At 70.6% G+C, this 11,456-nt stretch carries 8 protein-coding genes and 3 pseudogenes; 4 read left to right on the forward strand and 7 right to left on the reverse strand.

From position 1 onward, the window contains the following. Positions 1-2,526: pseudogene (mutS, locus tag GJ632_RS13640) on the reverse strand (DNA mismatch repair protein MutS); the annotation flags it as partial. 331 nt (positions 2,527-2,857) lie between these two features. On the opposite strand from mutS, the gene GJ632_RS13645 reads away from it, so the two are divergent. The 4 genes and pseudogenes from GJ632_RS13645 to yciH all read left to right on the forward strand — a co-directional run bounded on the left by GJ632_RS13645 (position 2,858) and on the right by yciH (position 7,566). Continuing rightward, the gene (locus GJ632_RS13645; RefSeq protein ID WP_089808905.1) at positions 2,858-3,832 is read left to right on the forward strand and encodes a MoxR family ATPase; all 975 of its coding nucleotides are present in this window, start codon (positions 2,858-2,860) and stop codon (positions 3,830-3,832) included. 4 nt (positions 3,833-3,836) lie between these two features. Continuing rightward, on the forward strand, positions 3,837-4,856 hold the full coding sequence (locus GJ632_RS13650; RefSeq protein ID WP_089808904.1) for a DUF58 domain-containing protein: 1,020 nt from the start codon (positions 3,837-3,839) through the stop codon (positions 4,854-4,856). Continuing rightward, positions 4,853-7,106 (forward strand): annotated as a pseudogene (locus GJ632_RS25980) (DUF3488 and DUF4129 domain-containing transglutaminase family protein). The gene GJ632_RS13650 and the pseudogene GJ632_RS25980 overlap by 4 nt, the downstream one beginning before the upstream one ends. Positions 7,107-7,273: 167 nt before the next feature. Continuing rightward, a pseudogene (gene yciH, locus GJ632_RS13660) lies at positions 7,274-7,566 on the forward strand (stress response translation initiation inhibitor YciH). Between the two features lie 116 nt (positions 7,567-7,682). Here yciH and GJ632_RS13665 read toward each other — a convergent pair. The 6 genes from GJ632_RS13665 to GJ632_RS13690 all read right to left on the reverse strand — a co-directional run. Next, on the reverse strand, positions 7,683-8,039 hold the full coding sequence (locus tag GJ632_RS13665; RefSeq protein ID WP_191453248.1) for a rhodanese-like domain-containing protein: 357 nt from the start codon (positions 8,037-8,039) through the stop codon (positions 7,683-7,685). Positions 8,040-8,083: 44 nt separating this feature from the next. Then, entirely contained in the window at positions 8,084-8,647 is a 564-nt protein-coding gene (locus tag GJ632_RS13670) for an NUDIX hydrolase (protein ID WP_191453249.1), read from the reverse strand. Positions 8,648-8,690: 43 nt separating this feature from the next. Further along, the gene (locus GJ632_RS13675; RefSeq protein WP_191453250.1) at positions 8,691-9,227 is read right to left on the reverse strand and encodes a DUF5809 family protein; all 537 of its coding nucleotides are present in this window, start codon (positions 9,225-9,227) and stop codon (positions 8,691-8,693) included. A 124-nt stretch (positions 9,228-9,351) separates the two neighbouring features. Beyond that, positions 9,352-9,789, reverse strand: coding sequence for a DUF5810 domain-containing protein (locus tag GJ632_RS13680; protein ID WP_191453251.1), 438 nt, complete (start codon positions 9,787-9,789; stop codon positions 9,352-9,354). Between the two features lie 179 nt (positions 9,790-9,968). Continuing rightward, on the reverse strand, positions 9,969-10,340 hold the full coding sequence (locus tag GJ632_RS13685; RefSeq protein WP_191453252.1) for a HalOD1 output domain-containing protein: 372 nt from the start codon (positions 10,338-10,340) through the stop codon (positions 9,969-9,971). 124 nt (positions 10,341-10,464) lie between these two features. Continuing rightward, a partial coding sequence (locus GJ632_RS13690) for a bacterio-opsin activator domain-containing protein (RefSeq protein ID WP_197428000.1) occupies positions 10,465-11,456 on the reverse strand: 992 nt, incomplete at its 5' end.

Consider the following 11,456-nt stretch of genomic DNA (forward strand, 5'->3'; position numbering starts at 1 on the left):
GCCGTCGTCGCTCTCGCCCGCCGTGCTGTCGCCGTCGTCGCCGTCGGCACCGTCGCCGTCGGCCCGTCCGTTCGTCCGCGTTTGGGCCGCGACGGGGGTATCGCTTTCGCCGGACTGGCCGCGTTCGTCGTCCGTCTCGGTCGAATCGGCGTCGCGGACGTACTCGCGCGCGCGTTCGACCACCGTCGGCGGGACGCCCGCCAACTTCGCCACCTCGACGCCGTACGAGGAGGAGGAGGGGCCGTCGGCGACGCGGTGGAGGAACGTCACCTCGGGCTCCTGACCCTCGCGTTCGGTCTTCTCGACGGTGAAGTGGAGGTTGAACGCGTCCGGCAGGTCCTCGCCGAGGGCGGTCAGGTCGTGGTAGTGCGTCGCGAACAGCGTCGTCGCCCCCACCTCGTCGTGGACGAACTCGGTCGTCGCGCGGGCGATTGCGAGTCCGTCCGTCGTGGACGTGCCGCGGCCCACCTCGTCGAGGAGGACGAGCGAGTCCTCGGTGGCGTTGTGGAGGATGTCGGTCAACTCGGCCATCTCGCGCATGAACGTGGACTGCCCGCCCGCGATGTCGTCTGACGCGCCCACGCGGGTGAAGATGCGGTCCAGCATCGGAAGCCGCGCCGCCCGCGCCGGGACGAAGCTTCCGGCCTGCGCGAGGACGCATATCAGCGCCACCTGCCGCATGTACGTGGACTTCCCGCTCATGTTCGGACCCGTGACCACCGCGACGTGGCCGTCGGAGAAGTCCGCGGGGTTCGGCACGAACTCCCCCTGCGTGCGTTCGACCACGGGGTGGCGACCCGCCTCTATCTCCACCGCGTCGGCGCCCATCTCCGGGCGGACGTAGTCGTTGCCGGCGGCGACGGCCGCGAACGTCGTCAACACGTCGAGCGTCGCCAGCGAGTCCGCCAGCGACTGCAGTCGCTCGACTTCCGCGGCGACGTCGGCGCGGACGCGAGTGAACACGTCGTACTCCATCGCGTCGGCGCGTTCGGCGGCCGAGAGTATCTCGTCCTCGCGGCGCTTCAGTTCCGGCGTGTAGAACCGCTCCGAGTTCTTCAGCGTCTGCCGGCGGGTGTAGTCGTCGGGCACCCGGTCGAGGTTGGGGTTCGTCACCTCGATGTAGTAGCCGTGGACCTGGTTGTAGCCCACCTCCAGGGAGTCGATGCCCGTCCGCTCCCGTTCTCGGGCTTCGAGGTTCGACACCCACTCGCGCCCCTCGCGTTCGGTGGCGCGCACCTCGTCCAACTCGGCGTCGAACCCCTCGCGAATCACGCCGCCCTCGGTTATCTCCTGCGGCGGGTCCGGCCGAATCGCCTCGCCGACGAGTTCGCGCACGTCCGCGAGTTCGTCCAGCGAGTCGCGCAGGTCACACAGCGAGTCGCATTCGACTTCGGAGAGCGCCCCTCTCACCTCGGGCACCGCGTCGAGCGTCGTCTTCAGCGCCCTCAGGTCGCGGGCGTTCGCCCGTTCGCGCGAGCGCGCGAGACGAGTCGTTCGAGGTCGTACACCTCCGAGAGGTGGTCGCGGACCGTCTCGCGGGCCATCGGCCGGTCCAGCAGTTCCGCGACGGCGTCGTGGCGGCGGCGAATCTCCGCCTCGTCAACCGAGGGACGGCGGAGCCACGCCGCGAGACGGCGGCGGCCGAGGGCGCAGGCCGTCTCGTCCACCGCCTCGACCAGCGTGCCGCCGCCGCTCGGACTCCGCGACTCGAACAGTTCGAGGCTGCGTATCGCCGTCGCGTCCAGTTGGAGCGACTGCTCGGGGTCGTAGCGTCGGACGCGCGAGACGTACGACAGGGGGCCGTCGTCGCCCTGCGTGTACTCGGCGTAGTCGAGGAGGCCGCCGACGGCGCGCAGTTCCGACCCAGTCTCGACCACCGAGGCGGGCGCGGAGACGTACGCCGAGAGCGTCTCCCGCGCGGCGTCGGCGTCGAACGACTCGGCGTCGGCGGCCGTGACCATCGTCTCGAAGCCGAGTTCGAAGTCGGGCGCGTCGGGGGCGCAGAGCAGTTCCGCCGGGGCGAGGCGGTCCAGTTCCTCGCCGACTTCGTACTCGGACCCGCTGGTGACCTGACACTCGCCCGTCGAGACGTCCACCGTCGCCAGCGCGGTTTCCTCGCCGGACCCGGCGACGGCCCCGAGGTACGTCGCCGTCGCGCCGGCGAGCAGTTCGTCGTCCACGACGGTGCCGGGCGTGATGACCTGCGTCACCGCCCTGTCCACCAGTCCGGACGCCTCCTCGGCGTCCTCCACCTGATCGGCGACTGCGACGCGGTAGCCCGCGTCGAGGAGGGCTTCGAGGTACGACGCGGCGTTGTCGATGGGGATGCCGGCCATCGGGTACGTCCCCGTCGAGTCCTCGCGCTTGGTCAGCGTCACCTCGCAGACGCGCGCCACCTCCTCGGCCGCCTCGCAGAACGCCTCGTAGAAGTCGCGACCTGAAACATGACGACGGCGTCGGGATGCGCCTCGCAGAGTCGAGATACTGCGACAGCATCGGCGTGAGTTCCTCGCGGGCCGCCACCATCTTCGCCGGCGGCCCCTCGGGTCGGGGGGCGTCGTCCGTCGCCGCCTCCGCCGGGGCCGCGTCCCGTCCGCGTGGTTCATGTGCGGTCAACGGCGGCGGACGGACAAAAACGAACGGGAACGACGCCGGTGCTTCGCCCGAACAGTCTCGGCGCGCGACGGGACGCCGCCGACTCGGAGACGGCGGTACGGCGGCCGAACCGCGCACACCCAGCAAAGTTACGTGCGCGGGGCCCGTAGACGGCAGACGTGTGTGTGCGAACTGTTGACAGCCTCATCGAACGGCGGGCAGGAGTTCCGTCGCCGGTTCGCGCACGTTTTCAATCTGACACATGACCGACGCAGATGCCGTACCTGACTCGAAGCCCGAGGCACCAGCCGTCTCTCCGCTCCCGACCGAAGACGCCGCCGACCTCGCGACGCGCATCGCGGACAACGTCGAACGCGTCATCGTCGGCCACCGGGACGCCATCGAGAACATCCTCATCGCCGTCCTCGGCCGCGGACACCTCCTCTTGGAGGACGTGCCCGGCGTGGGGAAGACGATGCTCGCGCGCGCCGTCGCCATCTCGCTCGGCGGGTCGTTCAAGCGCGTGCAGTTCACGCCGGACCTCCTCCCGTCGGACGTGACGGGCGTGAACGTGTTCAACCAGCAGAGCCGCGAGTTCGAGTTCCAACCGGGACCGGTGTTCGGCAACGTCGTCCTCGGCGACGAGATCAACCGCGCGCCGCCGAAGACGCAGGCCGCCCTCCTCGAAGTGATGGAAGAAGAACAGGTGACCGTGGACGGCGAGACGCACCGCGTCCCGAACCCGTTCACCGTCATCGCCACCCAGAACGACGTCGAACCGAACCGCACGTACGAACTCCCCATCGCCGAGATAGACCGCTTCATGAAGAAACTCCGCCTCGGCTACCCCTCGGAGACGCAGGAGACCGAACTGCTCGGCCGGGTCGCGGGCGACCACCCCATCGACTCGCTGGAATCGGTCGCCTCCGTCGAGGACGTGTTGCAGGCGCGCCGGACCGTCTCGCAGGTGACCGTCCGCGAACCGGTCCGGTCGTACATCTCTCGTCTCGCACGTCACACGCGCGAACACGCGCAACTCGGCGTGAGTCCGCGCGGCGGCATCGCCCTCGTCCGCGCCTCGCAGGCCCGCGCCGTCTTCGAGGGCCGCGACTACGTCGTCCCCGACGACGTGCAGACGGAGGTACAGAGCGTCTGGGCGCACCGCATCCGAACAGACGGCGACGACACCGGGTCCGCGGTGGTCAGTCGCGCCCTCGACACGGTGGCAGTCGAGTGAGCCGATGCGGCTGACTCGACGCGGTTACGCGGTCTGTGCGGTGGCCGGACTCGCCGTCGTCCTCAGTGTCGTCTTCGGGCCGCGCGCCCTCAACGCCGTCGTCCTCCCCGCCGTCGTCGCCCTCGCGGCGGCCGTCCTCCAGGTCCGCCGTGCCGACGCGCCGCGGGTCGAACGCTCGCTCCCGAACGACGACTTCCCCGACACCACTGGGACGGTCACGCTGTCGCTCGACGTCGACCGCTCGTACCCCGCGACGGTCCGCGACACCCTCCCCTACGGCGTCGAGGGCGACGCCGAGAGCGAGACGCTGGTCGGGGGCGACCCCGTCTCCTACGAGGTGACGTACCGCACGCGGGGCGAACACGAACTCGGACCGGTGTCCGTCGTCGCCACCGACGTCCTCGGACTGGCCGAACGCGAACTCGTCGCCCCCGGGACCGACTCGGTGCTGGTGTTCCCGCCGGTCAGACGCCTCTCGACGGGCGCGCGGCACGACCTCTGGTCGCTGTACGACGCCGCCGTCTCTCCGCGACGCGAGGAGTTCGACCGCCTCCGGGAGTACGTCAGGGGCGACTCGCTTCGCGACGTCCACTGGAAGTCCTCGGCCAAGCGCGAGGACCTCATCGTCAAGGAGTTCGTCGCCGAGACGGACGCCTCCAGCGTCCACGTCTCCGCCGGCGGGGCGCGACAGGCGGCCGACCGCATGGCGGAGGCGGCGGCCACGCTCTGTCTCACGTTCGTCACGTCCGGCATCCCGGTCACGCTCTCGACGCCCTCCGGCGTCGTCGAGTCCGCCGCCGGCGACGACCGACCGTTGCTCGAACACCTCGCGCGCGCCGACGGCGGCGCCGTCCCGGACGAGAGCGCCGACATCGTCGTCACGGCCAGTCAGGCGGCCACGCGCGTCCGGTTCGGCGACCGCGAGGCCGCGTTCGAGGACCTCGTCGAACGCGGCCGGCGGGGGGACCGCTCCGCCGGGACCGACGCCGGGACGCCCCGCGACGCCGGGGAGGTGGTCGCGTGAGCACCGAGACGGACGGCCGGTTCGAGTCGCTCTCGGTCGATTCGCTCTCGACCGACTCGCTCTCGACCGACTCGCTCTCGCCGTCCCGCGCCGTCGCTCTCGCCGGCGTCCTCGTCCTCACGTACTCGTACGTGAGCGTCCTCTACCACGTCACCGACGTCGTCGGCGGGAGTTCGCGACTCCTCCTCGTCGTCGCCGGCGCCCTCGCGTTCGCGTCGGTCGTGGGCTACTTCGTCGGCCTCCGGACCGCGGTGGGCGTCACCGCGGTCCTCGTCACCGGCGGCTTCGCCGCCTACGTCCTCGCACTCCCGCAGAGCCAACTCGAACTGCTGACGCCGACGCGCCTGGTCTCGGACACCGTCGCGCTCCTCACCGGACTCTCCATCCTGCGACTCACCGGCGCGGGCGTGTGGGCGATGGCCGTCGCCCCCGGCCCGGTGTTCCTCTCGTGGTACCTCGCAGTCCGCCGCCGGTACGTGCTGAGCGTCGGCGTCGGCGGCGTCGCACTCGGCCTGTTCGTCCTCACGGGCGACGCCGGACAACTCGCGACGCTCGTCGGCGTCGTCGGCGCGACGGCGGCCGTCGCCGCCTCGACGTTCGACCGCTACGGCGCGGGCGTCGCCCAGTTGGACGTGATGGCGATGGTGCTGGCGACGATGATCGTCCTCGCGGCGACCATCTCCGTGGTGCCCGGCGCGCAGGGGTCGCCGCTCCTCCCGGACCGCGGGTCGCCCACCGTCGAGGGGAGCCTCGTGGACGCACAGGACCGACTCGACGTCGTCGGGAGCATCCGCCTCTCGCCGAAGGTGCGCTTCACCGTCCAGAGCCCGCGGTCGTCGTACTGGCAGACCGCCGCCTACGACCGCTACACCGGCGACGGCTGGGTCAGGACGGGCAACACGAACGAGTACGACGGGCGGTTGCGCGGGCCGCCGGGGTCCTCCCGGACGCTCGTACAGCAGGTGACGGCGGAGGGCACCATCAACATCCTCCCGGCGGCGTGGAAGCCGGTGGAGATACAGGGCCCCATCGCCACGCAGTCGCAGGTGACGATGCAGGGCGGCATCCGCCCCAACGTGGCGTTGCGCGAGGGCGAGTCCTACCGCGTCACCAGCGAAGTGCCGCTCTACACCACCGAACAACTGCGACGCTCGGGCACCGACTACCCCGACGACGTGGAGCAGGCGTACCTCCAACTGCCCGACAGCACGTCCGACCGCGTCCGTGCGCGCGCGCCGACGTCGCCGGCGGAGAGGACAACCCCTACGACAAGGCCGTCGCCATCGAGCAGTATCTGGAGTCCGAGAAGCGCTACTCGCTGTCGGTGCCGCAACCGTCGGGCGACATCGCGGACAACTTCCTGTTCGAGATGGACGCCGGCTACTGCACCTACTACGCGACGTCGATGGTCGTCATGCTCCGCTCGGAGGGCGTCCCCGCGCGGTTCGTCACGGGCTACACGCCCGGCCAGCAGGTCTCGGAGGACGAGTACGTCGTCCGCGGACTCGACTCGCACGCGTGGGTCGAAGTCTACTTCGAGGACGTGGGCTGGGTCCGGTTCGACCCGACGCCGTCCGGCCCGCGACAGACGGCCGAGAACGCCCGCGTCGCCGAGGCGCGACAGAACGGCGAGTCGGGCGTGGACGTCGACGGCTCGGCGACCACCGACACGGCGACGCCGACGCCGCCGTCGTCGGAGGCGACGAACGACTCCACGAACGGCACGGTGACGCCGCCGGACGCACTCGCACCCAGCGGCGACGGTCTGAACTCGACGCCGCCGGCCGGCGCGGTGCCCGGCGTGACCGCCACGACGGCGGACGACGACGGACTGCCGGGACCGACGCTCCCGCCGCGGCGGACGTCGCCGTCGGACTCGTCGCACTCGTCGGACTCGCCGCCGGCGCGCGGCGGACGGGGGTGACCGAACGCGCTTATCGAGCCCTGTGGCTCCGGTATCAGGGGGCGCGGCGCGCCCCCGACGAGGACGCCATTCGGGCGTATCGCCGCCTCGAGTACCTGCTCGAACGGCGGCACCGCCCCCGGCGGACGGGCGAGACGCCGCGGTCCTACCTCCGGTCGCTCTCGCGGGTCGGTCTCGCCGACGAGGCGAGACGCGTCGGCGAGGCGTACGAACGCGCGAGGTACGGCGACGGCGTCTCCCGCGAGGCGGCCGACGAGAGCATCGCCGTCGTCGACCGACTGGTTCGGGAGTCCACGCCGGTCGTGGGGCGGTTCCTGCGACGCTGACGCGACGGGGCGGCCGCGGCGACGGTCGCGCCCGCGGTTCACTCACCGGCGAGTTACTCTCCGCGCGAGACCGTCCCCGTCGGTCGTTTCGTCGGCTGCGGCGGGTGTGTGGAACGCGCGGATTCCCGATACTGTTTAATATCCCCATCCTGTACGTTCAGATTGTAATGTCGGAAGTCTGCTCGACGTGCGGGCTCCCTGAGGAACTCTGCGTCTGCGAGGACGTGGCCAAGGAGTCTCAGGAGATCACCATCCGCATCGACGAGCGCCGCTACGGAAAAGAGGTAACGGTCATCGAAGGGTTCGATCCCAAGGACGTGGACATGGACAGTCTGTCCTCCGACCTGAAATCGAAGTTCGCCTGCGGCGGGACGGTTGAGGACGGCTCAATCGAACTCCAAGGCAATCACACCGGCGCGTGGAGGACTTCCTCCGCAACAAGGGTTTCAACGTCGCCTAACGACCGTCACCTCCCGGCCCCGAGCGGTTTCGTCTCACTCTTACTCGCTCGCGACCGACCGGTTCGTCGGTTCCGACCCGGCGTCGACGCGACCCGTCCGTCTCAGACCGCCCCCGTCAGAACGGCGCTTCGGGCCCCTCGTCGGGTTCGGCCGTCGCTTCTGTCTCGACCGGTCCGTCCCACGCCTCCAGTCCGCCGCGCATGCTCTCGACGCGCGCGTCGGCCGTCCCCTCGAACGACTTGATGAGGCGGGCGGCCTGCACGCTCGCCTGCCCGTGCGGGCAGACGGTGACGATTCGGTCGGCCCCCGAGAGCGACTCGACGCGATTCGGCAACTCGGCGAACGGCACGTTCTCGCTGCCGGGGATGTGTTCCCGGGCGAACGCGGCGGGCGACCGGATGTCGACGACGCGCGGCGGGTCCGCGTCCGCGAGCAGCGACTCGACTTCCGAGGGGTCGATTTCGTCGTCCATGCCCGGGAGAAACGGACGGCGAGAGATAAGCGTGCGGGTGCCGGTCAGAGCAGGCCGTCCTCGCGGGCGAGGAGGACGCCCTCGACGGTGGCGTCGTTCGTCGGAGTCGCCCGCGCCACGTCAACGGCGTCCTCGACGGGGACGGTGCGCACCGAGAGGAACTCGTTGTCGTCCAAGTCGCGGCCGACCGGTTCGAGGCCCTCGGCGAAGACGAACGCGCGCCGGTGTCTGAGCACGCCCGTCGAGCACCAGAACTCCTGCAGGAGCGAACTGCTCGTCGCCTCGAACCCCGTCTCCTCGCGGAGTTCTCGTTCGGCGGCCTGCGTGTACGACTCCCCGCCCTCGACGATGCCGGCGGGCAGTTCGAGTTGCGTCTCCCGCACCGTCGGTCGGTACTGCTCGACGAACACCACCTGCCCGTCCTCGACGGCGACGACGACTACGGCGGTTGCCAACTCCGCCCAGTAGTAGCGTTTCGTGCTCCCGTTCGGTTGCTCGACGAGGTCGTACCCGCCGGTGAACCATCCGGTCTCGTACTCGACGGCCGACTCCAGTACGGGCCACTCGGGGTCCGGTAGCGTCTCGTGACGGCGTCCGTCTCCGTTCATCGTCTCCCGTTCGGGCCGCCCGACGCTTAACTCTCCCCGCGGGTCAGGCGTCGTCGCCGCCCGAACTCGCGTCGGTCGCCGCGTCGGCGGCCCCCGCGTTCGACGCCGCGCCGTCGGCCCTCTCCGCGTCTTCGACCGTCTCCGCGCCGTCGCTCTCGCCGTCCTCGAACCGCGGCCGGTAGAGTCGGCTGAACGCCTGCCTGCGGAGCGTTCCGACCGCCGCCTCGCGTTCGTTCTGGAACGTCGCGGCGACGACGGCGTCCGCGAACGGTGCGGCGTGCCAGACGATGCGGTCCACGTCGGGACTGCCGAGTTCGGTCACCTCGTAGTCGGGGTGGTCCTCGCGCCACGCGTCGAACTCCTCGCGCGTGCCGACGCGGACGGCGAGGCGTTCGGCGAACAGCACGTTCCGGGCCGTCTCCACCACCTCGCCCGTCACGCGCTCTCGGTACTCCTCGCGGTCGAACGACATGGCCCGGGCCGCCTCCCGGACGACCTGTTGGGCCGTCGGTCCGGCGGCCTCGAACGCCTCTCGCGCCTCGCGTTCGCTCTCGGGTGCGAGCGTCCCCGCTGTCTCCATACGGCTACGTCGCCCGCGGGGGGACGAACGCCTTTCGGTCCTCGGCGGTCGGTCACCCGTCCCGTCCCCGTCGCCACCGCTCACCGGTCGGGCGGCCGGAGCAGTCGTCCGCAAGAAGTCGTGGTCAGGCGTCGCCGTCGGCGTCCGCTTCGTCGTCGTCTGACTCGTCCGCGCCCGCGTCGTCGGCGTCCGAACGCCCGTCGTCCAGCATCTCGCGCGTCATCTCCCGCGCCTCCTCCACGATGGCGCGCGCCTCGTCGTCGAGCCGGCTCGCGCCGGCGCGCTGGCCGTCCGACCGGTCGAGCGTTCCGTCGTCGAAGGCGTGGTCGTGCGAGTGGTCGTGGACCGTGTCCTCGAACACCGTCTCGTACGTCGTCTCCTCGGCGTACTCGACCACGCGCGGGCCCAGGTCGTCCGGCCCGGACGACCCCCACCCGGGGACGTGTTCGTCGAGCCAGACTTCGTGTTCGCCGCCGTTGGTCATCGCCGTGAACGCGAGGTGGTTCGCGAGGTGCTCTCCGTCCTGTTGCGGCACGTCACAGACGGGACAGGCGTAGCCCATGCTCGCCCGTTAGCTGTCGCGACACAAGGGTCGTACGGTCGGCGCGACGAACGCGAACGTCGGCGTCCGGCGGTGGTGCCAGAAGAGAGATACAGAGAGCGGTGCCCGGAAGTGCTGCAGAGAGCGGTGCCCGGAGAGAGGGTCCTACGGGGTGCCCGGAAGCGGCCGTAGACCCCCGTTTACAGCTCGTCCAGCGACGAGGGGTCCTCGACGACGACGACGCCGTTCTCCGAGATGGAGACGTTGTATCCGACGTAGGTGAAGCGGACGCTGGACGCCGGCTCCTGTCCCTCCGTCGGTTGGCCGCCGTCGGTCGCCGGACGGCCGCGGTTGCGCGACGGTGCGAACAAATTCTCTAGCGCGTCGGGGTCGACGACAGAACCGACCGGTGGGAGCGTCATGGCGTCGTCCGAGTCGCCCGTCCACGCCTCCGCGGCGGCGCGGGCGATGGTGACGGCCAGACAGTCTTCTCCGTCCCAGTCGTGTTGAACGACTACCTTCGATGCTTCCTGCGTGCTCAGCCCCTTCCCTTGCGTTGTTGCGTCGTCCATGATCTGTCGTCGGCCCCCACGCCGACGGATGTTCGGTAACCGTTCTGGGGTATTAGTCGTCGTCTCTATCATGGTAGGATGTTCCGCCGGATGCACTCTATTCGAATAGTATGTCGTCTCGCCGTCACTCCAGCGTCAGTTCGACCAGCTTCCGCTCTGCCGCGCGGAGGTGGTACTGGAACGTCGGCGAGGAGACGTCGAACGCCTCCGCGAGCGTCGAGACGGACGTCTTGCGCGGCCAGTCGTACAGCCCCCCGTGGAGCGCCGCCGAGATGGCTTCCCGCTGTCGCTCGGTCCACGCCTCGTCGAGGCGCGCGCGGAACGTCCCCACCGACTCCGACGGTTCGGCCTGCGTCCGCCGGGCGGTCAGCGTCGTCCCGTCGTACGCCGCGGCGAACGCCTCGACGACCGACCGGACGCTCACGTCCGAGGGAATCGTCAGCGTCACCGTACAGACGCCGTCTTCGGCCCGCATCTCCTGCAGGCGGCCGCGGCCGGCGTACAGCGTCTCGAACGGCTTCGTGTCGGCCGGCCGCACCTCGTAGAGGTGTTCGCCGTCGTCCGAGTCGGTGAGTTCGCGGACGACGGCTCCGGCGGGAAGCGCGTCGCGCGCGACGTCCTGCGCGGCGGTGGTTCGGACGAACGAGCGGTACGTCCCGTCCGTCGTCGGCACGACGCCGGTGACCGTCGCCGCCGCCCCCGTCGCCGCCGCGAGCCGGTTCAGGTAGTGGCTGTCGTCGCGAATCTCCAACTCGACTTCCGTCTGTTGCTCGCCGAGGATGGGCTGGGACCGGCCGAGTTGGTCGATGACCGCGCCCAGCGTCTCCCCGAGTTCGACGATGACGTCGCCGTCCTCGCCGACGAACGTGTCGGGACGCGTGCCGTGGACGACGAGCAGGCGGTCCTCGCCGGCGGGGACGACGGCGATGGACCGAAAGCCAAGCGTGAGGGCGTCCCGGCGGTGCGGTTCCCACGCCGGGTCGTCCAGCACGTCGTCCACGACGCCTCGCCGTCCCGAGGAGGCGACCCGCGCGAGCAACTCGGGGAACGGCGAGGTCTGCGCGACGGCCGGGAGGCGGGCCGCGTAGCCGTCCTCGACGCCCGCCGTCGTCGTCG

Source organism: Halogeometricum sp. CBA1124, from assembly GCF_009741955.1.
Lineage (GTDB): Archaea > Halobacteriota > Halobacteria > Halobacteriales > Haloferacaceae > Halogeometricum > Halogeometricum rufum.

Coding starts and splice junctions, on each gene's coding strand:
- GJ632_RS13650 (WP_089808904.1), top strand. CDS start 3,837: ATGCGGCTGACTCGACGCGGTTACGCGGTCTGTGCGGTGGCCGGACTC.
- GJ632_RS13675 (WP_191453250.1), bottom strand. CDS start 9,227: ATGGAGACAGCGGGGACGCTCGCACCCGAGAGCGAACGCGAGGCGCGA.
- GJ632_RS13685 (WP_191453252.1), bottom strand. CDS start 10,340: ATGGACGACGCAACAACGCAAGGGAAGGGGCTGAGCACGCAGGAAGCA.
- GJ632_RS13670 (WP_191453249.1), bottom strand. CDS start 8,647: ATGAACGGAGACGGACGCCGTCACGAGACGCTACCGGACCCCGAGTGG.
- GJ632_RS13665 (WP_191453248.1), bottom strand. CDS start 8,039: ATGGACGACGAAATCGACCCCTCGGAAGTCGAGTCGCTGCTCGCGGAC.
- GJ632_RS13645 (WP_089808905.1), top strand. CDS start 2,858: ATGACCGACGCAGATGCCGTACCTGACTCGAAGCCCGAGGCACCAGCC.
- GJ632_RS13680 (WP_191453251.1), bottom strand. CDS start 9,789: ATGGGCTACGCCTGTCCCGTCTGTGACGTGCCGCAACAGGACGGAGAG.